This window comes from Roseospira goensis, from assembly GCF_014197795.1.
Taxonomy (GTDB): domain Bacteria; phylum Pseudomonadota; class Alphaproteobacteria; order Rhodospirillales; family Rhodospirillaceae; genus Rhodospira; species Rhodospira goensis.
Map to the genome: position 1 here is coordinate 1 of NZ_JACIGI010000006.1, position 24,460 is coordinate 24,460.

Genomic DNA, 24,460 nt, shown 5'->3' on the forward strand with positions numbered 1-24,460 from the left:
CGAAACCGCAAGGATCACGGCCCCGAAAACCTCGCCATCCTGCGCAAACTGGCCCTCAACGTCCTCCGCCGCGCCCGGCCCGGCATCTCCATCCGTCGCAAACGCAAGCGCTGTGGTTGGACCAACGACTTCGCCAGAACCATCATCGGCCAAATGCGATAGCCCTGCGCGAGCGCGAAACGCCCGTTGCACGGCGGCGGCGGATGGGCTAGTGTCCCTCCTCTTCGCGGCGCGGCCCCGATGGCCGACGCGCCGCCGATGCGCCCGTAGCTCAGCCGGATAGAGCGTCGGCCTCCGGAGCCGAAGGTCAGAGGTTCGAATCCTCTCGGGCGCGCCATTCCTTCAGGAATGGCGGCCGTCTTCCTTGAAAAGAAGTTCGAACACAGTTCGAACGGGCGCGCCATTTCTCCCGACGTCGAAACGGCTTGCCCTCGGTCTTGCGTGGACCGGACGTCGTCCGACGGGGTGCGCCACGTCCTCCCGAACCGATCGCGACCGGGTGTGCCGCCGAGCGACCGTCGACGGCCAGCTGCTCGCCGTCCGTCGCATTGACAGCGCGCCGGGCCGGGCGCTATTCGGCCTGTCCCGACGGCGGCTCCCCAGCAACACAAGATCCGGCCTGTGCTGAAACGACAGATCGAGAAGGCCCTGCATGAAACGCGGGGCCGCGTCACCCTCGCCGGCATGCCGGAGGGGTACGACGCCCTGGTGCTGGCGGCGATGGCGCGTGCGCGCAAGGGCCGGCCCGTGCTGCACGTGGCGCGCGACGACGTGCGCCTGACCGCGGTGGTCGACGCCGTCCGCTTCCTGGCGCCGGACCTGCGGGTGCTGGACCTGCCGGCCTGGGACTGCGTGCCCTATGACCGGGTGTCGCCCCATGCCGACATCCTGGCGCGGCGGGTCGACGCCCTGGCCGCGCTGGCCGCGCTGCCGGTCGAGGGACCGGGACCGGCGCCGCTGCTGGTCGTCACTACTGTCAACGCCGTCACCCAGCGGGTGCCGCCGCGCGAGTCGCTCGCGGGGGCTGCCTTCACGGTCGCCATGGGCGAGAGCCTGGACATGGACGCCCTGCTGGCCTTCCTGGGGCGCACCGGCTACGTCCGCGCCGAGCAGGTGATGGAGCCGGGCGAATACGCCGTGCGCGGCGGTCTGGTGGACCTGTTCCCCCCGGGCCAGCCGGACCCGCTGCGCCTCGACCTGTTCGGCGACGAGGTCGATTCGATCCGCGTGTTCGATCCGGTCAGTCAGCGCACCACCGGCGAGGCCGAGCGCCTGGTCCTGCGGCCAATGAGCGAGCTGACGCTGGACGACGAGTCGATCGCCCGCTTCCGCTCCGGCTACCGGGAGCTGTTCGGAACGCCCAAGCGGGACGATGCCCTGTACGAGGCCGTCTCCGCCGGGCAGGCCATGCCGGGGATGGAGCATTGGCTGCCGCTGTTCCACGACGGCATGGACACCCTGCTGGCCTATGTGCCGGAGGCCGTGCTCACCCTGGACCCCGATGCCGAGGGGGCGCGCGTCTCGCGCTGGGAGCAGGTCAGCGAGTATTACAGCGCACGCCGGGACATCGCCGAGTCGGGTTCTGCCGAGGGGGGCCTTCTCTACAATCCGATTCCGCCGGCGCGGCTCTACCTGACCGAGGAGGACTGGCGCCGCATGCTGGCGGCGGCGCCGCGGGTGTTCGACCTGTCGCCCTATGCCCCGGCCGAGACCGCCCCCGAGACCCTGGACATGGAGGGCCGGCCGGGGCGCGACTTCGCCGACGTACGCGCCCGCACCGGCGAGAACCTGTTTGCCGCCGTCGCCGGCCACGCCGCCGACCGCATCGACAAGGGCCGGCGGGTCGTGCTCGCGGCCTACAGCCTGGGCTCGCGCGACCGGCTGGGCGGGCTGATCCGCGACCACGGCGCCGCCCGGGTGGAGACGGTGGAGGCGTGGGGCGATCTGGCCGGCGTGCCCCGGGACGCGGTGGCGGTGATCGCGCTCGGCCTCGACCGCGGTTTCGAGTCCCCGGATCTGGCGGTGATCGCCGAACAGGACGTGCTGGGCGACCGCCTGGCGCGGCCGCAGAAGAAGAAGCGCAAGGCCGACGGCTTCATCCGCGACGCCACCAGCCTGACCGAGGGCGATCTGGTGGTGCATGTGGACCACGGCATCGGCCGCTACGACGGCCTGGAGACCCTGAGCGTGGGGGGCGCGCCGCACGACTGTGTGCGGGTGATCTATGCCGGCGAGGACAAGCTGTTCGTGCCGGTGGAGAACATCGAGGTCCTGTCGCGCTATGGCTCCGAGACCGCCGGCGTGCAGCTCGACAAGCTGGGCGGCGTCGGCTGGCAGGCGCGCAAGGCCAAGCTCAAGAACCGCATCCGCGACATGGCGGAGCGGTTGATCCAGGTGGCCGCCGCCCGCCACCTGAAGACGGCCGAGGCGTACGCGCCGCCCGAGGGCCTCTATGACGAGTTCGCGGCGCGCTTCCCGTACGCCGAGACCGACGACCAGCTCCGCGCCATTGGTGAGACCCTGGACGACCTCACCAGCGGCAAGCCGATGGACCGCCTGATCTGCGGTGACGTCGGCTTCGGCAAGACCGAGGTGGCGTTGCGCGCGGCCTTCGTGGCGGCGCTGTCGGGGCAGCAGGTGGCGGTGGTGGTCCCCACCACCCTGCTCGCGCGTCAGCACTACCGCACCTTCGAGGAGCGGTTCGCCGGGCTGCCGGTGCGGGTCGGACACCTGTCGCGCCTCGTCACCGGCAAGGCGGCGACGGCGGTCAAGAGGGAGCTGGCCGACGGCACCCTGGACGTGGTGGTGGGCACGCACGCCCTGCTGGCCAAGGGCGTGTCGTTCCGCCATCTGGGCCTGCTCATCATCGACGAGGAGCAGCACTTCGGCGTCGCGCACAAGGAGCGGCTCAAGCAGCTCAAGAGCGATGTCCACGTGCTGACCCTGTCGGCGACGCCGATCCCGCGCACCCTGCAACTGGCGCTGACCGGGGTGCGCGAGATGAGCCTGATCGCCACCCCGCCGGTGGACCGGCTGGCGGTGCGGACCTTCGTGCTGCCGTTCGATCCGGTGGTGATCCGCGAGGCCATCCTGCGCGAGCGCTACCGCGGCGGACAGTGCTTCTACGTCTGCCCGCGCCTGAAGGATATCGACGAGGTGGCCGAGCGCCTGGAGGCCCTGGTGCCCGAGGTCAAGCTCGCGGTCGCGCACGGCCAGATGGCGGCCACCCAGCTTGAGGAGGTCATGACCGCCTTTGCCGACGGGCAGTACGACATCCTGCTGGCGACCAACATCATCGAGAGCGGCCTCGACATGCCGCGCGTCAACACCATCATCATCCACCGCGCCGACATGTTCGGCCTGGGCCAGCTCTACCAGTTGCGCGGCCGGGTGGGACGGGCGAAGACGCGCGGCTATGCCTATCTGACCATCCGGCCCAACCGGAAACTGTCCAAGGCGGCGGAGAAGCGCCTGGACGTGATGCAGACCCTGGACACCCTGGGCGCCGGCTTCACCCTCGCCAGCCACGACCTGGACATCCGCGGCGCCGGCAACCTGCTGGGCGACGAACAGTCGGGCCACATCAAGGAAGTCGGGATCGAACTCTACCAGCATCTGCTGGAAGAGGCGGTGGCCGCCGCCCGGGCCGGCGAGGGGATGGAGGCGCTGGACGAGACCTGGTCGCCCCAGATCACGCTGGGCTCCCCGATCCTGATCCCCGAGCGCTACGTGCCCGACCTGGGGGTGCGGCTGTCCTTGTATCGGCGTATCGGCGAGGTGACCGCCGACGACGAGGTGGAGACCCTGGCCGCCGAGATGATCGACCGCTTCGGGCCGCTGCCGACCGAGGTGGAGAACCTGCTCAAGGTGATCCGCATCAAGGTGCTGTGCCGCGCCGCCAACGCCGAGAAGATCGACGCCGGGCCGAAGGGCGCGGTGATCGCCTTCCGGGGCAACGACTTCCCCAATCCGGCCGGGCTGGTGCGGTTCATCGGCCAGAACCCGGCCACGGTGAAGCTGCGTCCGGACCACAAGCTGGTGGTCAAGCGCGACTGGCATCAGGCCGCGCATCGCCTGCAGGGGCTGTACCGGTTGATGAGCGATCTGGCGGCGGTGGCGGCGGGGTAGGGGGCGGGCGCCCCCCACGCCGCCCCGTCACCAGGGAGGGCGGACGGCCGGTCAGCGCGCCCCGCCGTCGGCGGGCCGCATCGACCCGGTCTCGATGAAGCGTCGGTGCCAGGCGAACGCCTCGCCGAGCAGGGTCGGGGTGTGGCCGCCGAAGGAGCCGGCCTCGGCCCGCTCCAGGTAGTCGACCAGGGCCGGGCGATAATCCGGATGGGCGCAGGTGTCGATGATCGCCCGGGCGCGCTGCCGGGGGGCGAGGCCGCGCAGGTCGGCCAGGCCGTGCTCGGTGACCAGCACCTGCACGTCCTGGGCGATGTGGTCGACGTGGCTGACCTTCGGCACGATGGCCGAGATGGCGCCGCCCTTGGCGGTCGAGGGCGTCATGAAGATGGACACATAGGCGTTGCGGGCGAAGTCGCCGGAGCCACCGATGCCGTTCTGAATGCGCGAGCCCATGACGTGGGTCGAGTTGACGTTGCCGTAGATATCGGCCTCGATCAGCCCGTTCATGGCCAGGCAGCCCAGGCGGCGCACCAGTTCCGGATGGTTGGAGATCTCCTGCGGGCGCAGGATCACCCGGTCGCGGAAGCGCGCGGCATCGCGGTTGAACCGCTCCACCGCCGCCGGGCTCAGCGACAGCGAGGTGGCCGAGGCCAGGGACAGCTTGCCGCTCTCCAACAGATCCAGCATGCCGTCCTGAATCACCTCGGTGTAGGCGGTCAGGGTGTCGAAGGGGGCATCCATCAAGCCGGCAAGCACGGCGTTGGCGACATTGCCCACCCCGGACTGCAACGGCAGCAGCGAGGCCGGCAGGCGCCCGCGCGCCACCTCGTGGCGGAAGAACGCCAGCAGGTGCCCGGCGATGGCCTCGGCCACCGCGTCCGGCGTCGAGAACGGCTGGTTGCGGTCGGGCGCGTCGGTTTCCACCACCGCCACCACCTTGTCCAGGTCGCAACGGAACGTGGGCTGACCGATGCGCTGGTCGGGGCGGACCAGGGGAATCGGCACCCGGTTCGGAGGCAGGGCGGCGCCGTAGTAGATGTCGTGCATCCCGTGCAGGGCTTCGCTCTGCCAGCGGTTGACCTCCAGGATCACCTGCCCCGCGCGCTCCAGCCAGGTCTTGTTGTTGCCGACGGAGGTGGAGGGGATGAGGTCGCCGTCCTCGGTGATGCCGGAGACCTCGACCAGGGCGGTGTCCAGCGGCCCCAGGAAGCCCTGCCAGGCGACCGGCGCCACCTGACTCAGGTGCATGTCTACATAGTGCATCCGCCCGCTGTTGATCTTCTCGCGGGCGATGGGGTCGGAGTTGTAGGGCAGCCTGTACTCGATGCCGTCGGCCTTGGCCAGGGCGCCGTCCAGTTCCGGGCCGGTCGAGGCGCCGGTCCAGATGCGCACGCGGAACGGCCGTCCGGCGGCCTGCTCGGCCTCGATCCGGCGGGCCAGGGCCAGCGGCACCCGCTTCGGGTAGCCGGAGCCGGTGAAGCCGCTCATGCCGACGGTGGAGCCGGAGGCGATCAGGCCGGCGGCGTCCTCGGGGCTCATCACCCGGGCGCGCAGGCCGGCGTGACCGATACGATGGGCAGCGCTCAAGCGGGGCCTCCTGGTTGGGGGGAAGCGGGCACGGGCCGGCCCTGACGGGCGGGCCGGGACGCGGACGAAGGCGGTCTTCTAGCGAGGACCGTCCAGCGCCGGCTAGCCGCGACGTGGCCCCGCATGGCAGCCATGCACTGGCGGCGGGCGGCCGTCTTGGCGCCGCCGTGCGGCGCTGACGTCCTGACGGGTCAGGACGTCAGGCGCGGGCGCCTCAGACGTAATGCGCTTCCAGGGGGGCGAAGCCGTTGAAGCCGACCGAGGCGTAGGTGGTCGTGTAGGCCCCGGTCGACAGCAGCCGCAGCCGGTCGCCGGCCGCCAGGGACAGCGGCAGGTGGACATCCGCCCGGTCGTACAGCACGTCGACGCTGTCGCAGGTCGGCCCGGCCAGCACCACCGGCCCGCAGCCCGCGCCGTCACCGTCGCGGTCGGTGGCGATGGGGTAGCGGATGGCCTCGCCCTCGGTCTCGGCCAGGCCGTTGAAGCGCCCGGCGTCCAGGTAGACCCAGCGCCGCGTCTCGGCCGCGTCCTTGCGGGCGACCAGCACCACCTCGGTCTCCAGCACCCCGGCGTTGCCCACCAGGCCGCGCCCCGGTTCCACGATCAGGTCCGGGGCGGTGTCGAACAGCCGCGCCACGGTGTCGCGGATGCGCGCGCCGTAGACCGCCGCCTCCGGCACCGGCCGGCCGTAGCGGGTCGGCAGGCCGCCGCCCAGGTTGACCAGTGTCGGCGCCAGCCCGTCCGCCCGCAGATCCGCGAACAGGCGGGCGACGGCCTCCAGCGCCGGATCCCACTGCGCCGGGTCGGTCTGCTGCGAGCCGACGTGGAACGATAGGCCCACCGGGCGCAGGCCCAGCCGGTCCGCCAGCCGCATCAGGTCGCGGGCCATGGCGGGAGAGCAGCCGAACTTGCGCGACAGCGGCCACTCGGCCCCGGCGTTGTCGATCAGCAGGCGGCAGAACACCCGCGCGCCGGGCGCGTGGGCGGCGATCTTGCGCAACTCCTCCTCGGCGTCGAAGGCGAACAGATCGACGCCCCGGTCATGGGCGGCGGCGATGTCGCGTGCCTTTTTGATCGTGTTGCCGAAGGACAGCCGCGCCGGATCGGCGCCCAGTGACAGGCACAGGTCGATCTCGGGCAGGCTGGCGGTGTCGAAGCTCGATCCCAGCGCCACCAGCCGGGCCACCAGCGGCGGCGCCGGGTTGGCCTTGACGGCGTAGTACACCGCCGCCTCGGGCAGGGCGGCGCGCAGGGCGTGGTAGTTCGCCTCCACCACGTCCAGGTCGACGACCAGGCACGGGGTGGCGGGGCGCTCGGCGAGGACCGCCGCGATCTTGCGTGTCACGCCGGGCGCCACCCAGTCGGGGGCGGGCGGCACGACGCTGAACGCGCGCGCCCCGGCCGGGCTCTCCAGACGGCACGCGGGCGCCGGCGCGGACACGGGGTCTGCGCGCAGGGCAACGGGGGGCATGGCCACCTCCACGGAGCACAACAGGGGCCGGTCGCGGGTCTGCCCGCGACCGGACCGGGGTCGGGTTCGATCAGGCCGGCTCAGACCACGCCGCGCTTGTGCTCGGTGATCTGGCTCTGATCGGTCTCGAAGGCTCGGCGGAACACCGGGATGGTCTTCATGGGCTGGGCGTCGCCGCACATGAAGATGTCCAGGGCCGCGTAGCCGCACTCCGGCCACGTGTGGATGCTGATATGGGATTCGGCCAGCACCGCCACCCCGGACACCCCGCCGTTGGGCGAGAAGTGGTGCAGGTGGATGTGCAGCAGGGTGGCGCCGGCGATCCGGACGGCCTCCCGCATGGCCTGTTCGACGCGCTCCAGATCGTCGATGCCCTTGGCCTCCCAAAGGTCGAGGATCAGATGTCGGCCCGCGAATGTCAGCCCATTCTCGGTAATGAAGTGGTCGAGTCTGTCGTCACTCACCGGAACGTCGTTGGGAACGGCCTTGAGGTGGACAGACGGAACGGATCTTACTTCTGCTCGGGCTTCGGGGGCCTCCGCTTCAGTATTCACCGCCAATTGGGGGGACGCATAGCGCATCGTTCCAGCTCCCTCTAACCAGCGTTGAACCCGAAGGGTCTTGTTTCGTCGAACAAGCCTCATCATTGGTTGCTACTAAAAAAAATCGAACGCACCAAGCGGATCCTTGCGGCGCCTGGTGCGTCCGGAACGGCCGGGCACGATACGGGTTCCATGCCGCGACGCAAGTGAAAATCGCAAGGCCGTGGTCTCGGAGCGTCGGCGCCGCGGGTCATGCCGGCCGGGATCAGTCCCCCCGCTCTGCTCGCAGGGCCTTGGTGACCGCGCGTTCGCGCTCGCGCTCCTGGCGCCACATGACGCCGGCCGCGATCAGGATGGTGACCGTGGCGACCAGCACCAGCAGGGTCGCCAGCGCGTTGATCTCGGGCGTGATGCCCAGGCGTACCGAGGAGAACACCACCATCGGCAGGGTGGTCGCGGCCGGCCCGGCGACGAAGCTGGCGATCACCAGATCGTCCAGCGACAAGGTGAACGACAGCAGCCACCCGGAGACCAGCGCCGGCCCCAGCATCGGCAGCGTGATGACCATGAACGCCTTGAAGGGGCGCGCGCCCAGGTCCATGGCCGCCTCCTCGACGCTACGGTCGAGGCCCGCCAGGCGGGACTGCACGACCACATTGACGTAGGCCATGCAGAACGTGGTGTGGGCGATGGTGATGGTGTCCACGCCGCGCCCGGCCGGCCAGCCGATCATGGTGTCCAGCGACACGAACAGCAGCAGCAGCGACAGGCCGGTGATGACCTCCGGCATGACCAGGGGCGCGGTGATCATGCCGGTGAACAGCAGCCGGCCGCGGAAGCGCCCGAAGCGCACCATCATCAGCGCCGACAGGGTGCCCAGAACGGTTGCGATGGTGGCCGAGGTGACGGCGACGCGCAGGCTGACCAGGGCCGCCTCCAGCATCTGCTCGTTCCGGAACAGCTCGGCGTACCATTTGGTCGAAAAGCCGCCCCACACGGTCACCAGCCGGCTCTCGTTGAACGAGAAGATGATGAGCAACAGAATCGGCACGTACAGGAACGCGAAGCCGAAGGCGAGCGCCGAGACGAGAAAGACCGACCGCGTGCCCATGTCACGACGCCTCCGCCCGCTCCGCCTGGCGTTGCTGGTAGTGCTGGAAGATCACGATGGGAATCACCAGCAGCACCAGCATGGCGATGGCCACCGCCGAGGCCACCGGCCAGTCTCGGTTGTTGAAGAACTCGCTCCACAGCACCTTGCCGATCATCAGGGTGTCGGCGCCGCCCAGCAGGTCGGGGATGACGAACTCGCCTACCGCCGGGATGAACACCAGCATGGAGCCGGCCACGATACCGGGCATCGACAGCGGCAGGGTGACGGTCAGGAACGCCTTGAACGGGCGGCAGCCCAGGTCCTCCGCGGCCTCCAGCAGGGAGACGTCCATCCTCTCCAGGGTAGCGTAGAGCGGCAGCACCATGAACGGCAGATAGGAATAGACGATGCCGACGTAGAGCGAGAACTCGGTGTTCAGCAGCGGCAACGGATCGTCGATCAGGCCCAGCGCCATCAGGGCATTGTTGATCAGGCCATTGTTCTTGAGGATGCCGATCCAGGCATAGACCCGGATCAGGAACGAGGTCCAGAACGGCAGGATCACCAGCAGCAGGAACACCGCCCGCCACGACGGCGAGGCCCGGGCGATGGCGTAGGCCATCGGGTAGCCGATCAGCAGGGCGAACACGGTCGAGAAGAAGGCCACCTTGAGCGAATTCAGGTAGGCGGTGACGTAGAGCGGGTCCTGGAGCAGGAACAGGTAGTTGCCGATCGCCAGCTTGACCTGAATATAGCCGCCCTCCAGCCACGCCAGCAGCGGCGTGTAGGGCGGCACCCCGATGCGGAACTCGGCGAAACTGATCTTCAGCACGATCAGGAACGGCAGCAGGAAGAACAGCAACAGCCACAGGTAGGGCACGCCGATGACCGTGCCGCGGCCGAAGCGGGCGGTCAGGCGCTGGAGCCGGGTCAATCGGCGGTGGTCGCCCCCGCCGCCGGCCTGGGTCCACGCCTGTTCGGCCTCGGCGCGGCTGGCCGACCCGCCGGGGCCGAGCGCGCGGTTGTCCTCGCTCATGACGTCACCACCACCACGTTGTCGGGCCGCCAGCAGACGTAGACCACGTCGTCCCAGGTGATCTCCGGCGCCGACATGCGCTCCAGGTTCTGGGTCGTCACCCGCGCCAGCGCACCGCTGTCCAGCCGCACGTGGAAGGTGGAGATGCCGCCCAGGTAGACGATGTCCTCGACGATGCCGCGATCCCAGTTGTGGGCCGCGTCGGGTCGGGTCCTGGAGATCGCCAGCTTCTCGGGGCGCAGGGCAACCCAGACCGTGGCCTGCTCGCGGGCGCTGATGCCGTGGCCGACGTAGACCGGGTTGGCGAGCGCGTCGCAGCGGATCAGCACGTGATCCGGCTCGTCCTCCACCAGCACCCCCTCGAACATGTTCACGGTGCCGAAGAACTCGGCGACGAATCGGGTGTTGGGGTACTCGTACAGGGCATGCGGGGTGTCGACCTGGATGATGCGTCCCGACTCCATGATCGCCACCCGGTCGGCCATGGTCATGGCCTCCTCCTGGTCGTGGGTGACGACCACGAAGGTGGTGCCGACGCGCTCCTGGATGCCGACCAGTTCGAGCTGGGTTTCCTCGCGCAGTTTCTTGTCCAGCGCCGCCAGCGGCTCGTCCAGCAGCAGCACCTTGGGGTGTTTGGCCAGCGAGCGGGCCAGGGCAACGCGCTGGCGCTGGCCGCCGGACAGGTGGTGGGGCTTGCGCTTGGCGAACGGGGTCAGCTTGACCAGCTCCAGCATCTCGGCCACGCGGTCGCGCATCTCGGCCTTCGGCACCCGGTCCTGGCGCAGCCCGAAGGCGATGTTGGCCTCGACCGTCATGTGCGGGAACAGGGCATAGGACTGGAACATCATGTTGACCGGGCGGTCATAGGGCGCCACCTCGGTCATGTCCTGCCCGCCGATCAGGATGCGTCCGGCGGTGGGCCGCTCGAACCCGGCCAGCATGCGCAAGAGGGTGGTCTTGCCGCAGCCGGAGCCGCCCAGCAGGGCGAACAGTTCGCCCTCGCGGACGGTCAGCGAGACATGGTCCACGGCGAGGAACTCGCCGAAGGTCTTGACCACGTCGTCGATCTCGATGATCGGCCGGGCCTCGGCCCGACGCAGCACCGCGCCCGGCCGGCTGCCCTCCGGGCGCGGCGCAGCCCCGGTCGCGGCGCCCGGCGCCCTGGTCTCGGTCATGTCACCGGGGTCCTTTCAGTCCCGCCACGCACCCACCCCCCTCCCCAATCCTCCCCGTGAACCGGAGGACTGGGGAAGGGATGCCGGCGTCACGGATGCGTGAAGGTAGCCCATCAGGCGTTCGCGGCGCTCCTCAGATCCCGGTCTTGAAGCGGTTCCACAGCCGGGTGCGCAGGCGGTCCACGGCCTGCGAGGAGGCCTGGTCCGGGAACAGCCGCGCCAGCACCTCGTCGGTCGGATAGATGCGCGGATCGTTGAGGATCTCGGGGTCCATGTGCGCCTTCGCCGCATCGTTGGCGTTGGCGTAGGCGACGTAGTTGGAGATCGCGGCGGTCACCTCCGGCTCCAGCAGGTGGTTGATCATCGCATGCGCGGCATCGGGGTTCGGGGCGTCCGCCGGGATCACCAGGGTATCGAACCACATCAGGGTGCCTTCCTCGGGGATCACGTAGGTCACGGTGACCCCGTTGTCGGCCTCCGCGGCGCGGTCGGCGGCCTGGAGCACGTCGCCCGACCAGCCGATGGCGAAGCAGATGTCGCCGTTGGCGAGGGCGTTGATGTACTCGGAGGAGTGGAACTTGGTGATGTAGGGCCGGATCGGCATCAGCAGCTCGGTCAGGGCGTCGAAGTCGGCGCGGTCCCCGGTGTTGGGGTCGAGACCCAGGTAGTGCAGCCCGATCGGCAGCAGTTCGGTGGGCGCGTCCAGGACGTGGACGCCGCAGTCGGCCAGCTTGGACAGGTACTCCGGCTTGAAGAAGATGTCATAGCTGTCCAGCGGCGCGTCCTCGCCCAGCCGCTCCTTCACCATGTCCACGTTGTAGCCCATGCCCGTGGTGCCCCACATGTAGATCACGGCATGCTCGTTGCCGGGATCGAGCTGGGCCAGGTAGTCCATGAGCTGCGGGTTCAGATGCTCGATGTTGGGGATCTTGGCCTTGTCGAGCGGCTGGAAGATGCCGGCCCGGACCTGACGCTCCATGAAGATGCCGGTCGGCACCACGAGGTCGTACCCGGTGTTGCCGGCCAGCAGCTTGGCCTCCAGCACCTCGTTGGAATCGAACACGTCATAGGTCACGTCGATGCCGGTCTTGGCCTCGAAGCTCGGGATCGTGTCCTCGGCGATGTAGTCCGACCAATTGTAGAAATGCAACTCTTCCGCGGCTGCCGGCGAAGCGGTGGCGGCGACGGCGGCGAGGCCGGCGACAAGGGCGGTGCGAAGGTCGGGCATACAGTCCCTCCATCCCGGATGTTGGCGGGGGCCACCCTACGCCGGCGGATGCCGGCGGCGGCCGGTCAGGACGACATCAGGCGCGGCAGGTCGCGCTGGGTCCGGTCCAGCGCGCGCGCCAGGGTGTCGACCATGGTTTCGATCTGGTCTCGCGTGATGATGAGGGGCGGGGCCATCACCATGGTGTCTTCGACGGCGCGGATGACCACGTTGTTGCTGAAGCAGTGATCCCGGCAGCGCGTTCCGACCCGGCCGACGGGCGCGAAGAAACTGTGCTGGTCCTTGTCGCGGATCAACTCGACCCCGGCCATCAGGCCCTTGCCGCGCACCTCGCCGACCAGGGGGTGGTCGCGCAGGCCCTCCAGGCGCTCCATCAGGAAGGGGCCGATGTCCTCCCGCACGCGATCCACCAAGCCCTCGCGTTCCAGGATGCTAATGTTTTCCAGCGCTACGGCGCAAGCGGTCGGGTGGCCGGAATAGGTGAACCCGTGGATGAACTCCCCGCCCTTGTCGATCAGGGTGCGGCTGACGCGGTCGCCCACCATGACGGCGGCGATCGGCAGGTAGCCCGACGACAGCCCCTTGGCCAGGGTCATGATGTCGGGGCGGATATCGAAGGTCTGACTGCCGAACCAGCGGCCGGTTCGGCCGAAGCCGCAGATCACTTCGTCGGCGATCAGCAGGATACCGTGATTGGCGCAGATGCGTTGGATCTCGGCCCAGTACCCGGGCGGCGGCACGATCAGCCCGCCGGCCCCCTGGATCGGCTCGCCGATGAAGGCGGCCACCCGGCCCGGACCGATGGCCTGGATGGCCTCTTCAAGCCAGCCGGCGGCCGCGCGGCCGAAGTCCTCCGGGCTCTGGTCCGGTCCGTAACGCAGGCGGTTGGGCTCGCGGATGTGCTCGAAGTCGGGCAGGGGCAGGCCGCCCTGCCGGCGCATCGCGCCCATGCCGCCCATCGCCGTCGCGGCCACCGTGGAGCCGTGGTAGCCGTTGTGCCGGCCGATGATGACGCGCCGCTCCGGCTGGTCCTCCAGCGCCCAGTACTGGCGCACCATGCGGATGACGGTGTCGTTGGCCTCGGAGCCGCTGTTGGTGAAGAAGACGTGGTTCAGTCCGGCCGGGGTCAGCTCCACCAGCTTGCGCGCCAGTTCGATGGCCGGTGGGGTCGCGGTCTTGAAGAACAGGTTGTAGTAGGGAAGCGCGGTCATCTGCCGCGCCGCCGCGTCCACCAACTCGCGCCGGCCATAGCCGGCGTTGACGCACCACAGGCCGGCCATGCCGTCCAGGATGCGGGTGCCCTCCGAGTCCCACAGGTAGACGCCGTCGGCGCGGGTGATGATGCGGCTGCCCTCGGCCGCCAGCGCCTTGTAGTCCGTGAACGGGTGCAGGGCGTGCGCGGCATCGAGGGCGCGCCATTCGGCCGTCGACCGGGTGGGCAGCGCGGCGGGGAGGGCGGACGCGTCGGAGGCGGCGGGCGGGGTCATGGGCGACTCGATATGGTGGGGACCACGGGCACCGGGTGGGGCCGTCCCTATTTCTGACCCACCCTCCCGGGTTTGGGAAGAGCGAAGCGCCCGGCTGGGTGGTGCCGGTGCGGGCGGAATTCGATCGCAAGAACCGGAATGTGGTCGCGGCGCGAGGGGCGCTAGGATGGCCCCGGTTCGGTGGTCGTCCGGCAAGGGAGGCGGGCATGCATAGGGGATCGGTGGCGCGGCCGGCGGACGATGCCCACTGGCGGGCGGTGGTGGACCGCCGCCCGCCCGAGGGATCGGTCTTCGTCTATGCCGTCGTCACCACCGGCATCTACTGCCGCCCGGGCTGTCCGTCGCGGCGGCCGAAGCGCGAGAACGTGCGTATCTTCGAGGGACCGGCGGCGGCCCGGGCCGCCGGGTTCCGGCCCTGCCAGCGTTGTCGCCCCGACGAGGCCCCCGGGGCCGATCTGGCGGCGCGCATCGCCCGTGCCCGGACCCGTCTGGAGGACACCGCGGAGGCCGAGCCGGCTCTGGCCGACCTCGCCGCCGCCGCCGGGTTCAGCCCGTCGCATTTCCACCGTGTGTTCAAGGCCCAGGTGGGCCTCAGCCCGAAAGCCTATGCCCGCACCGTGCGCGCCGCGCGCCTGCGGGCCGCCCTGGAGGAGGGAGCGAGCGTGACCGACGCCACCTACGAGGCCGGCTACAGTGGTCCGGCCCGGGCCCATGCCGACGCGGACGCCGCCCTCGGCATGACGCCCTCGGCCTACCGCAGGGGTGGGGCCGGGGTGCAGATCGACCACGTCATCGTGGACAGCGCGCTGGGCCGGCTGCTGGTGGCGGCGACGCCGCGCGGCCTGTGCGCGGTGGCGATGGGGGAGGACGACGCGGCGCTGCTGGCGGCGTTGCGCGCACGCTTCCCCAACGCGACGCTGCGCGCCGACGGCGCCGCCGCCCATGCCGTGCTGCCGGCGGTGCTCGCGCTGGCGGCAGCCCCCGGCACGGCGCCGGAGGTGCCGCTGGATCTGGCGGGCACCGCGTTCCAGCGCCGGGTGTGGGCCGAACTGCGGCGTATTCCCGCCGGCGAGACCCGCACCTACAGCGCGGTCGCCGCCGCCATCGGCCAGCCCACGGCGACCCGCGCGGTGGCCCGGGCCTGCGCCGACAATCCGGTCGCCCTCGTCGTGCCCTGTCACCGGGTGGTGCGCACCGACGGCGGCCTGGGCGGCTACCGCTGGGGGCCCGCGCGCAAGCGCGCGCTGCTGGACACGGAAGCAGCGTCGAACCCGTCCGACACAAAGTCCGATTCGTAGGTTGGGGTGAGCGGAGCGAACCCCAACGCGTGGAGACCGTGTTGGGGTTCCGCCCTGCGGACGTCACCCCAACCTACGGCGACGGCTCTCCGAAACCATGCGATGTACTATCCGTACATCCCCAATCAAGATCGAGGTCACCGCGCGCAACATAGCGGTGGAATGTCGAATAAGGCCAGCCCCTGGCCTGGTTCACCAGGCCATGCTTCACCGGATTGAAATGAATGTAGTCGATATGGGTGTTCAGGTCCCTTTCGTCCCTGATCATGTGCTCCCAGAAGCGACGCTGCCATATCCCCCGCTCCCCTTTCTCTCGCCTGCTGGGGCCTCTATCTTCGGTCTTGGCGACTTGCCGGGAGAAGCCGGCCTTGATCAATCCCCACCGCATCGCATAGCCGGAGTCCTCTTCCGGAAGCCGCCAGACCGTGTGGATGTGGTCCGGCAGAACAACCCAGGCGATTATGTAGAACGGGTGAGCGCTGTGCACGCCCCTAACGGACCGTCGCAAAGCCTCAATGTGCTCCGTCAGGAGGCAGGAGCGGCGATTCTCAAGGGCGACCGTAAAAAACCATGTTGCGGCCGGAATCCGCAGTCTTCGATACCGCATGTCCGAGCCTCTTCGGTGCGCATCTGGCCAATGCACGATACCATGCCGGGAGGCTGGGGTCAGCGGCGATCAAAGCGATCGACGGGTTGGTTGGGGTGAGCGTAGCGACCCCCACCCCACCCAACCCCCGGGGGCGCTGGCGCCCTTATCGGTCGCCGCGGTGGCGAAGTCGGGTGCGGGTCTTCTCGTCCACCATCGCCCGCAGGGCCGCAACGCGCGGCACCCGGTCGGTGGCGGTGCGGCCGTAGTCCAGGTTGAAGGCGTAGTCGAAGTCCGGACCGTTGGCGCCCTCGGTGTGGTGGATCAGCGTTTCCAGCTTGTCCAGCGCCTTGACGAATCGGGCTTCCGGGCTTGCGACCTCTTCGTACTCGTCGTGCAGAGCGGTCAGGTCGGCCCGCGTCGCCTCGGGCAGGGGGGCCACCAGGGTGCGGAAATCGCGCCGCTCCCGCGCGGTGCGGTCCGGATCGTCGGCCTGATCGATGGCGGGGATGTCGCCGTGCAGCGCCTCGCCAAGGTCGTGGACGAGGCACAGGCTCTGCACCCGCATCAGGTCCAGTTCGGGATGGTCGCGCCCCAGCACCAGGGCCAGCAGTCCCAGCCGCCACGAATGCTCCGCCACGCTCTCGACGCGCCCGCCGGCGGTGCATCCGCTGCGCAGCGTGTCCTTGAGCGCGCCGGCGGCCTCGATGAAGGTCAGGACTCCATCCAGGGATTCGGGCGTCGTCATGCGGCTACGCCTGCTTGGCCTCCAGCACGCCGCGGCGGATGTCGCGGGTGCGGGTGAACAGGTCGAACAGCACGTCGCCCTCGCCGCGGCGGATGGCCCGTTGCAGCGCGGTCAGGTCCTCGTTGAACCGTTGCAGGCAGTCCAGCACCGCCTCTCGGTTGTTCAGGAACACGTCGCGCCACATCGTGGGGTCACTGCCGGCGATGCGGGTGAAGTCGCGAAAACCCGAGGCCGAGTACTTGATGACCTCTTGCCGGAGATGGTCCTCCAGGTCGGTGGCCGTGCCCACGATGGTGTAGGCGATCAGGTGCGGCAGGTGGGAGGTGATCGCCAGCACGCGGTCGTGGTGGTCGGCCGACATGCGCTCGACCTTCATGCCGCAGCCCCGCCACAGGTCTGCGACCCGGCGGGTGACGGCCTCGTCGGTGCCGGGCACCGGCGTCAGGATGCACCAGCGGCCCGGGAACAGGGCGGCGAAGCCGGCATCGGGGCCGGACTTCTCGGTGCCCGCCACCGGGTGGCCGGGCACCAGGTGGACGCCGGCCGGCAAGTGCGGGGCGATGGCGTCGATGGCCGCCTGCTTGACCGAGCCAACGTCGGAGACGATGGCGCCGGGCTTGAGGGCCGGCCCGATGGCCTCGGCCACCGCCGCATAGGCGCCCAGCGGGGTGCAGAGCATCACCAGGTCGGCCCCGGCGGCCGCCTCGGCCGGGTCGGTGACGCCGGCGTCGACGATGCCGAGGGACTCGGCGCGGCGGGCGTGCTCCGGGTTGGCGTCGGCGCAGACGACGCTACGGGCCAGTCCCTCGGCCTTGATCGCGCGCGCCAGGGACGAGCCGATCAGGCCGATGCCGAGGATGGCGATGCGCTCGAAGGGGGCGGTCATCCGGCGACGAACTCCGCCAGCGCATCGGCGCAGGCCTGCATCTCCTCGCCGGTGCCGATGGTGATGCGCAGGCTGTCCGGCAGTCCGTAGGCCCCCATGGCGCGGGCGATGATGCCCTTGCCGCGCAGGAAGCTGTCGGCGTCGTTGACCGTGCGGCCGGGTTCGGTCTGGAACGTCACCAGCACGAAGTTGCCGACGCTGTCGGTCAGGTCGAGACCGAGCGCGCGCAGGCGCTGCGTGGTCCAGGCCAGCCAGTAGTCGTTGTGCTCGCGCGCCAGGTCGGTGAAGGCGTGGTCGGTGATCGCGGCTTCGCCGGCGGCCAGCGCGGGGGCCGAGACGTTGAACGGGCTGCGCAGCCGGTTCAGCACATCAACGACATGGTCCGGGCCGTAGGCCCAGCCCAGCCGCGCGCCGCCCAGGCCGTGGATCTTGGAGAACGTCCGCAGCATGACCGTGTTGGGCTGGCCGTCCACCAGGCCGATCCCGGGTTCATAGTCGTTCTTCTCGACGTACTCGGCATAGGCGGCGTCGAGCACCAGCAGCACGTCCTCCCGCAGTCCCTCGCGCAGGCGCCGCACCTCGGACTCGGGCAGGTAGGTGCCGGTCGGGTTGTTCGGATTGGCGAGGAACAGGATGCGCGTGCGCTCGGTGACGTGCGCCAAGAGGGCGTCGACATCCGCCACCAGGCCGTTTTCCGGGGCCGCCACCGGGGTGACACCCGCGCCCTGGGCGTAGATGCGGTACATGAGAAAGGCGTGCTCGGTGAACAGCACCTCGTCGCCCGGCCCGGCGTAGGCGCGCACCAGCAGCGAGATCAACTCGTCCGAGCCGGCTCCGCACAGCAGCCGCGCCGGATCCAGCCCGTGGCGTCGGCCGATGGCCTCGCGCAGCGCGACCGCCCCGCCGTCCGGATAGCGGTGCACGTCGGCCGCCGCGGCGCGCAGGGCGGCCACCGCCTGCGGGCTGGCGCCGAGCGCGCCCTCGTTCGAGGACAGCTTGATCACCCGATTGTGGCCGGCGATCGCGGACTCGCCGGCGACATAGGGCTTGAGGTCGAGGATGCCGGGGCGGACGACGGGCTGTTTCATGACACGGATCCGGATCGGGACGGAGGGAACGGACTCAGAACCACAGGCGCGGGACGGCACCGCGGTGCGGCCCCGCGTCCCTGTCTTCGGCCATTTGCGTTCAGTCCGTCAAGCTTTCGGCGGACAGCGGCGCCGCATAGGCGCCCAGCAGCAGCGCGGCGCGAATGCCGCCGGCATCGGCGGCACCGGCAAGGGCCTGGAGCCGGGTATCGGCCGGCTCGACGAAGCCACGCACCTCGACCAGGTGGTGGCGGGTCTCGTCTCCGGTGGCGCGCGCGTCCCAGACCGCGCGCGGCGGCAGGCCGGCGGCGCCAAGGGCGTCGGTGAAGGCCGAGCGGCTGATGTCGCGGCCGGTCTCGACGGCGATCACCGAGCGGTCGTCGTCGGTGGCCTCGGGCGCCATGCGGGCGATCACCAGGGCCTCGATGCCCTGCGGTCCCGGCCCGGTGATCGGCAGCCGGGCCACGATGCGCGGAGCGTCGGCGGCCCGTGACAGGATCTGGGTCCACCATGGGGCCTCGTCCTCCCAGCGCGGCAACGGCAGCACGCCCAGGGTGGCGGTGCCGCCGGTCACCTCGCGCACGACCTGGGTGGCGGACTGATGGCTGGTGGCCGGCGTGAAGGCGCCGTACTGGTTGCGGGCGACCTCCAGGTAGCCGGCGCCGCGTTCGGGCATCCACACCGCCAGGCCGAACGGCCCCTGGGTGCTGACGACGCCGGCGAGCAGTTCGCGCCACATGCGCACCAGCGTGCGTTTCGGCAGGCGGCCGCGCCAGCGCCCGACCAGGCGGCGCAGGATCATGGCCTCGCGCCCTGGCCGCAGCGTCGGTCCGCCCTGCTTGAGCGCGGCGACGCGCGCGGTGACCGCGTCGCGCTGCATCAACAGGTCGAGGATCTGGTCGTCCAGGGAGTCGATGTCTCGCCGCAGTGTTTCAAGCGTATCGTCGGAGCGACTCATGGAGGGTGATTCCCGTGTGGGCGGAGGCGGCTCAGGTGTAAGCGCCAAAGCCCCCGAAATCAAAGAAAACGTTGACACTCGACGGCGCCGGCCCTAGGTGTTGCGGCGCTCAGGAAGGCTGGTGACGACCCATGCCCGCGCGCCGTGGCCGGCGCGGCGGTGGCGCCGTGGTCGCCGGCCGTGTGGGGGCGGGCGCCGCCCGCAAGGCGCCGCCCGCTGTCCTCCGACCGCTGTCCGCCGACCGCCTGACGGGTCGGTCCGGCGCGGATCCGGCCCGTCCCGACCATCCCAACCCGTGAGTGATGCCGGTGGACACTCCGCAGAACATGACCATCCGGGTTGGGGAGGACCAGCCGATCCGCCTGGATAGCGGTCTGGAACTCGGGCCGGTGACCGTCGCCTACCAGACGATGGGCCGCCTGAACGCGGACCGGTCCAACGTCATTGTCATCTGTCACGCCCTGACCGGTGACCAGTTCGTCGCCGGGATCCATCCCGTCACCGGCAAGCCCGGCTGGTGGGACCGGCTGGTCGGGCCCGGCAAGGTGATCGACACCAACCGGTTCTTCGTGTTGTGCGCCAATGTGCTGGGCGGCTGCATGGGCACCACCGGACCGCGCGACATCAACCCGGCGACCGGCCGGCCCTGGGGTCTGGGCTTTCCCGTCATTACCATCGGCGACATGGTCACGGTCCAGGCCCGGCTTCTGGACGCGCTCGGGATCGACCAGGTGTTCTGCGTGATCGGCGGGTCGATGGGCGGCATGCAGGTGCTGGAGTGGGCCACCGCGTATCCGGAGCGCGTGTTCGCGGCCGTGCCGATTGCCGCCTCCTACCGGCACTCGGCGCAGAACATCGCCTTTCACGAGGTCGGGCGACAGGCCATCATGGCGGACCCGAACTGGCACGGCGGGGCCTATCACGAGCATGGGGTCACGCCGCACAGCGGCCTCGCCGTGGCGCGCATGACCGCCCATATCACCTACCTGTCCGAGACCGCCCTGCATCGCAAGTTCGGGCGCCGGCTGCAGAACCGCGAGGCCATCACCTACGGCTTCGATGCCGACTTTCAGGTGGAGAGCTACCTGCGCCACCAGGGCTCCACCTTCGTCGACCGGTTCGACGCCAACGCCTACCTCTATATCACCCGGGCGATGGACTACTTCGACCTGGCGACCGAGCACGGCGGCAAGTTGGCCAACGCGTTCCGACACACGCCGGCGCGTTTCTGCGTCATCAGCTTTTCGAGCGACTGGCTGTTCCCGACCGTGGAGAGCCGGGCCATCGTGCACGCACTCAACAGCGTCGCGGCCAACGTCAGCTTCGTCGAGGTCGAGAGCGACAAGGGGCACGATGCCTTCCTCCTGGAGGAGCCGGAGTTCCACGAGACCCTGCGTGGGTTCCTCGACGGGGCGGCGCGTCACCGGGGCCTGCCAGCCCTGGCCCCGGAGGCCGTCTGATGCACGCGCCCGTCGTCGGCCCAGGGACCGGCTGGGAGAACAACCTGGGGGGCGGTCCGGAGGGCGGCCCGGGCGTCAGCCCCGCGGGCGGCAACGGCGATCTGCGCTTCGATCTGCGCCTGATCGCGGACATGGTCACGCCGGGGGCGCGGGTGCTGGACGTGGGGTGCGGCGATGGCGCCCTGCTGCAATACCTGGCCGTCACCAAGGGGGTCGACGGGCGCGGCATCGAACTGTCGATGGCGGGGGTGCGGGCCGCCGTGCGGCGCGGCGTCTCCGTCATTCAGGGCAACGCGGACACCGATCTGGCGGACTATCCCGGTGGCGCCTTCGACTACGCCATCCTGAGCCAGACCCTGCAGGCGACCCAACGTCCGCGCGAGGTGCTGGACCACCTGCTCCGGGTGGCCGCGCATGCGATCGTGTCGTTTCCGAACTTCGGGTTCTGGAAGGCGCGCTGGCACCTGGTCAGTAAGGGCCGCATGCCGGTGACGCCGGGCCTACCGGAAGAATGGTGGGAGACGCCGAACATCCACTTCTGTACGATTAAGGACTTCGTTGCGCTGGCGCGCCGCATGGACCTGGTGATCGAGAAGGGGGTCGCCTTGAACGAGAACGGCACCGTCAACCGGCTGTCCGCCACCGGGCCGTGGGCTAATCTGCTGAGCGCGCAGGCGGTGTTCCTGCTGCGCCGGCGCGATCCCAAAGGTGGGCCTGTGCCCAATGGCGGACCCAATGGCGGGTCCAACGACGGTCGGCGACCGTGACCCGCCGCACCCGCGCATGGCTGGGGCTGATCGCGCTGCTCGTGGTGGTCGGAACCGCGCTGGCGGCTGCCGTTCGGGTGGGCGTGCTGACCGGGGGCGGGGTGATCGAGCCGCCGCGCACCACCGTGGCGGTCGACCTGCCTGACCGGGGCGGCCGGCTGGCGCTGTCGGTGGCCGGCGGCGGCCGGCTCGCGGCCGTCTGCCGGCGCCACGTCGTGGTCGAACGGGCCGGGCAGCGGATCATCGACACCGCGCTGTTTCCGGCGCCCCTCGACCGCCGCTTCGGGCTCGCGGTGTATTGGCTGCCGGCGGATGGCCGCGACGGCCCCTATGTGCGTCTCGCCGATCCGGCGGGCGACATTCTGCTCGACCTGCGCAGCTTCATGGCATGGCGGATCACCGACAGCGGCGGCCGGCCGTGGCTGACGGCGCCTGTGGGGGTGTCGGCGGCGGGGTCCGTGACGGAGGCCGACGGCGCCTTGACTCTTACGGCGGGGCGGCCCCTGCCCGAGGCGGTCGCGTTGGCGGACGGCATGCTGCTGGGCCGGGTGATCGAGACCCCCGACGACGGCATCACTTACGTGCCCATCCCGGACCCCACCTGACCGCCGCGGCCGCGCCAGCTAGCCCGCGCCGCCATCCGTCGCGTCGCGATCGCGAGCATATCGACGCGCGAGCGGGAAGGGCGGCAACCAGCCCTCGCGCCGGACGGTCCAGATCTCGTAAGTCGGCACGACCTGGTCGGGCGCGTCCAGGGACCCCAGGTGCACCTCGATCTCGTTGTCGCTGCGGGCGAACACGGACGAGCCGCAGTGCGGACAGAAGTGCCGGCCGCGGTAGTCGCGTGTCTCGCCCTCGATCGTCACCGCCGCCTGCGGGAACACCGCCGCCGCGTAGAACAGGGCGCCGTGGTGCTTGCGGCAGTCGAGACAATGGCACAGACCGACCCGGACCGGACGGCCGGACGCTGCGAAACGGACGCGGCCGCACAGGCAGCCGCCAAGGTAGCGATCCATGTCGTGTCTCCCTGAAGACGGCTACGGGCGTGTCCGGGTTCGCTGCCGCGCCCACGCAGGAGCGTGGGCGCGCGAGCCTCTGTCTCGGTCCCACGCTCCGGCGTGGGACCGCATACCACCCAAGCGCCCACGCGGGAGCGTGGGCGCGCGAGAGCCTCTGTCTCGGTCCCACGCTCCGGCGTGGGACCGGTACGCCGCTCCATGGCGCCCACGCGGGAGCGTGAGCGCGAGAGCCTCTGTCTCGATCCCACGCTCCGGCGTGGGACCGCACGCCACCCAAGCGCCCCCGCAGGAGCGGGAGCGCGAGAGCGCTTCTGTCTCGGTCCCACGCTCCGGCGTGGGACCGGTACGCCACTCCATGGCGCCTGCGCGGGAGCGTGGGCGCGAGAGCCTCTGTCTCGGTCCCACGCTCCGGCGTGGGACCGGTACGCCGCTCCATGGCGCCCACGCGGGAGCGTGGGCGCGAGAGCCTCTGTCTCGGTCCCACGCTCCGGCGTGGGACCGCACGCCACCCAAGCGCCCACGCAGGAGCGTGGGCGCGAGACCCGCTCTTTCTCGGTCCCACGCTCCGGCGTGGGACCGCACGCCACCCAAGCGCCCACGCGGGAGCGCCTACCGCGTCACCCGTTCCAGCCCGCACCACTCGGCGATGAACAGGGCGATGGCGCCGGTGACGCGCCTCACCGACTCCAGGCTCACGCGCTCGTCGACGCCGTGGATGGCCTCGGCCCGGGGGCCGTAGACCAAACACGGGATGCCCTGGTAGAGCACGAACACCCGGCCGTCCAGGTAGCTGGTGGTGGTGAACGCCTCCAGCGCGCGGCCGTACGCCTGGGCGTGGGCGCGGCCCAGGGTCTGTTCGGCCGCCGAGCCCTCCTCCAGCACGTACCCCTCGGCCATGAAGCCGTTGTAGGTGACCTCGGGGGGATTGTTGGCCAGGAACGGGTCGTCCGCTGCGGTGCGGCGCAGGCAGGCCTCGATCTCGCGGGCCGCATCGCGCGGGTCGATCCCCGGATAGAGCCCGAAGCGGCCGTCGAAGGTGCACCAGGCCGGCACCGACGAGGCCCAGTCCCCGCCCACGATCTTGCCGGGATTGAAGGTGATCGGCGCGTCGAGGTGCTCGAAGTGCCGATGCGCTCCCTTGCGGGTGTTCCACGCGGCCTCCAGCCCGCGCAGGCCCTGGATCAGGCGGAAGGCGGCCTCGATGGCATTGGCGCCGCGTCCGGCCTCGCGCACGTGCGCCGGCACGCCGCGGACGGTGACCTGGAACCAGATCACGCCGACGTTGGCGCGCACCAGCTTGTCGTCCTCCGGCTCCGGGATGATCGCGGCGTCGGCACGGTAGCCGCGCATAAGACAGGCCAGGGCGCCGTTGCCGGTGCACTCCTCCTCGACCACGGACTGCTGGTAGACCGGCGCGGCCGGCTGGTAGCCCAGGCGACGCAGCGCGTCCACGGCGAAGATGTTGGCCGACAGCCCCGCCTTCATGTCGCCGGCCCCGCGGCCGTACAGCCAGTCGCCCTCGCGGCGCGGCTGGAACGGCGGGCTGGCCCACATGTCCGCCGGTCCGGTCGGCACCACGTCCATGTGCCCGTTCAGGATCAGCGAACGGCCCTTGGCCTCGCGCGGGCGATGCGTGCCAACCACGTTGAGGGCCTGGCCGTAGTCCACCGTCACCGGCGAGAATCCGGGATGGTGGCGGATCGCCTCCACGTCCAGGGTCCAGCGGTCGAGGGCGTAGCCGCGCGCTGCCAGCGCGTCGAACATGTAATCCTGCGCCGTGTGCTCCTGCCCGCGCAGGGTGGGGAAGCGCACCAGGTTTTCGAGGACCGCGACCTGATCGGCGAACCCGTCCTCCACGGCGGCCAGGATCTCGCGGGACAGGGACGGGTCGAGGGCGGTCATC

The 24,460-nt window shown here is 70.4% G+C and carries 20 protein-coding genes, 1 tRNA gene and 1 pseudogene; 7 read left to right on the top strand and 15 right to left on the bottom strand.

The window, feature by feature from the left end; translation table 11 throughout:
* From GGD88_RS04935 to mfd, 3 genes and pseudogenes are all read left to right on the top strand, one after another.
* Positions 1 to 162, top strand: a pseudogene (locus GGD88_RS04935) (ISAs1 family transposase); the annotation flags it as partial.
* Positions 163 to 260: 98 nt separating this feature from the next.
* Positions 261 to 337 (top strand) — tRNA-Arg (locus GGD88_RS04940).
* A 347-nt stretch (positions 338 to 684) separates the two neighbouring features.
* Positions 685 to 4,128, top strand: a complete 3,444-nt coding sequence (gene mfd / locus GGD88_RS04945; protein WP_184432568.1) for a transcription-repair coupling factor — start codon at positions 685 to 687, stop codon at positions 4,126 to 4,128.
* Positions 4,129 to 4,179: 51 nt separating this feature from the next.
* On the opposite strand, the gene scpC is transcribed toward mfd, so the two are convergent.
* The 8 genes from scpC to GGD88_RS04985 form a co-directional block, all read right to left on the bottom strand.
* Positions 4,180 to 5,715 carry a succinyl-CoA:acetate CoA-transferase ScpC gene (scpC, locus tag GGD88_RS04950; protein ID WP_425502571.1) on the bottom strand — a complete coding sequence of 512 codons (1,536 nt, stop codon included), beginning with the start codon at positions 5,713 to 5,715 and terminating at the stop codon, positions 4,180 to 4,182.
* 214 nt (positions 5,716 to 5,929) lie between these two features.
* Entirely contained in the window at positions 5,930 to 7,060 is a 1,131-nt protein-coding gene (locus tag GGD88_RS04955; protein WP_425502572.1) for a type III PLP-dependent enzyme, read from the bottom strand.
* A gap of 206 nt (positions 7,061 to 7,266) precedes the next feature.
* A complete protein-coding gene (speD, locus tag GGD88_RS04960) occupies positions 7,267 to 7,650 on the bottom strand; it encodes an adenosylmethionine decarboxylase (protein ID WP_343056270.1) in 384 nt (127 codons plus the stop codon).
* Between the two features lie 343 nt (positions 7,651 to 7,993).
* Positions 7,994 to 8,839 carry an ABC transporter permease subunit gene (locus GGD88_RS04965; protein WP_184432356.1) on the bottom strand — a complete coding sequence of 282 codons (846 nt, stop codon included), beginning with the start codon at positions 8,837 to 8,839 and terminating at the stop codon, positions 7,994 to 7,996.
* Between the two features lies 1 nt (position 8,840).
* Positions 8,841 to 9,857 (bottom strand): ABC transporter permease subunit, encoded by a 1,017-nt coding sequence (locus GGD88_RS04970; protein WP_184432358.1) that lies wholly within the window; start codon positions 9,855 to 9,857, stop codon positions 8,841 to 8,843.
* Positions 9,854 to 11,032 (bottom strand): ABC transporter ATP-binding protein, encoded by a 1,179-nt coding sequence (locus tag GGD88_RS04975; protein WP_184432360.1) that lies wholly within the window; start codon positions 11,030 to 11,032, stop codon positions 9,854 to 9,856. Before GGD88_RS04975 ends, GGD88_RS04970 begins: the two co-directional genes overlap by 4 nt.
* A gap of 133 nt (positions 11,033 to 11,165) precedes the next feature.
* Positions 11,166 to 12,260 (bottom strand): polyamine ABC transporter substrate-binding protein, encoded by a 1,095-nt coding sequence (locus GGD88_RS04980; protein ID WP_184432362.1) that lies wholly within the window; start codon positions 12,258 to 12,260, stop codon positions 11,166 to 11,168.
* A gap of 65 nt (positions 12,261 to 12,325) precedes the next feature.
* Positions 12,326 to 13,747, bottom strand: a complete 1,422-nt coding sequence (locus tag GGD88_RS04985) for an aspartate aminotransferase family protein (RefSeq protein ID WP_184432364.1) — start codon at positions 13,745 to 13,747, stop codon at positions 12,326 to 12,328.
* A gap of 206 nt (positions 13,748 to 13,953) precedes the next feature.
* Here GGD88_RS04985 and ada point away from each other — a divergent pair, with 206 nt between their 5' ends.
* Positions 13,954 to 15,045 carry a bifunctional DNA-binding transcriptional regulator/O6-methylguanine-DNA methyltransferase Ada gene (ada, locus tag GGD88_RS04990; protein ID WP_184432366.1) on the top strand — a complete coding sequence of 364 codons (1,092 nt, stop codon included), beginning with the start codon at positions 13,954 to 13,956 and terminating at the stop codon, positions 15,043 to 15,045.
* A gap of 73 nt (positions 15,046 to 15,118) precedes the next feature.
* On the opposite strand, the gene GGD88_RS04995 is transcribed toward ada, so the two are convergent.
* The 5 genes from GGD88_RS04995 to GGD88_RS05015 all read right to left on the bottom strand — a co-directional run bounded on the left by GGD88_RS04995 (position 15,119) and on the right by GGD88_RS05015 (position 19,311).
* On the bottom strand, positions 15,119 to 15,652 hold the full coding sequence (locus GGD88_RS04995) for an REP-associated tyrosine transposase (protein ID WP_184432368.1): 534 nt from the start codon (positions 15,650 to 15,652) through the stop codon (positions 15,119 to 15,121).
* Positions 15,653 to 15,797: 145 nt separating this feature from the next.
* Positions 15,798 to 16,379 carry an HD domain-containing protein gene (locus GGD88_RS05000; RefSeq protein WP_184432370.1) on the bottom strand — a complete coding sequence of 194 codons (582 nt, stop codon included), beginning with the start codon at positions 16,377 to 16,379 and terminating at the stop codon, positions 15,798 to 15,800.
* Between the two features lie 4 nt (positions 16,380 to 16,383).
* Complete coding sequence (locus GGD88_RS05005; protein WP_184432372.1) at positions 16,384 to 17,265, bottom strand: prephenate/arogenate dehydrogenase family protein; 882 nt, start codon at positions 17,263 to 17,265, stop codon at positions 16,384 to 16,386.
* Entirely contained in the window at positions 17,262 to 18,353 is a 1,092-nt protein-coding gene (gene hisC / locus GGD88_RS05010) for a histidinol-phosphate transaminase (protein ID WP_221237008.1), read from the bottom strand. The genes GGD88_RS05005 and hisC overlap by 4 nt, the downstream gene beginning before the upstream one ends.
* Before the next feature lie 100 nt (positions 18,354 to 18,453).
* Positions 18,454 to 19,311 carry a chorismate mutase gene (locus GGD88_RS05015; RefSeq protein WP_184432374.1) on the bottom strand — a complete coding sequence of 286 codons (858 nt, stop codon included), beginning with the start codon at positions 19,309 to 19,311 and terminating at the stop codon, positions 18,454 to 18,456.
* Positions 19,312 to 19,637: 326 nt separating this feature from the next.
* Between GGD88_RS05015 and metX the strand changes: the two genes are divergently transcribed.
* From metX to GGD88_RS05030, 3 genes are all read left to right on the top strand, one after another.
* Positions 19,638 to 20,771: a homoserine O-acetyltransferase MetX gene (gene metX / locus GGD88_RS05020; protein ID WP_343056272.1), complete on the top strand. Its 1,134-nt coding sequence runs from the start codon at positions 19,638 to 19,640 to the stop codon at positions 20,769 to 20,771.
* A 131-nt stretch (positions 20,772 to 20,902) separates the two neighbouring features.
* Positions 20,903 to 21,538: a methionine biosynthesis protein MetW gene (gene metW, locus GGD88_RS05025; RefSeq protein WP_246423582.1), complete on the top strand. Its 636-nt coding sequence runs from the start codon at positions 20,903 to 20,905 to the stop codon at positions 21,536 to 21,538.
* Positions 21,535 to 22,143: a hypothetical protein gene (locus GGD88_RS05030; RefSeq protein WP_184432379.1), complete on the top strand. Its 609-nt coding sequence runs from the start codon at positions 21,535 to 21,537 to the stop codon at positions 22,141 to 22,143. Before metW ends, GGD88_RS05030 begins: the two co-directional genes overlap by 4 nt.
* An 18-nt stretch (positions 22,144 to 22,161) precedes the next feature.
* Here the strand turns inward: GGD88_RS05030 and GGD88_RS05035 are convergent, their stop codons facing one another.
* A complete protein-coding gene (locus tag GGD88_RS05035; RefSeq protein WP_184432381.1) occupies positions 22,162 to 22,554 on the bottom strand; it encodes a GFA family protein in 393 nt (130 codons plus the stop codon).
* 612 nt (positions 22,555 to 23,166) lie between these two features.
* Positions 23,167 to 24,459, bottom strand: coding sequence for an ArgE/DapE family deacylase (locus GGD88_RS05040; protein WP_184432383.1), 1,293 nt, complete (start codon positions 24,457 to 24,459; stop codon positions 23,167 to 23,169).
* Position 24,460 lies beyond the last annotated feature (1 nt).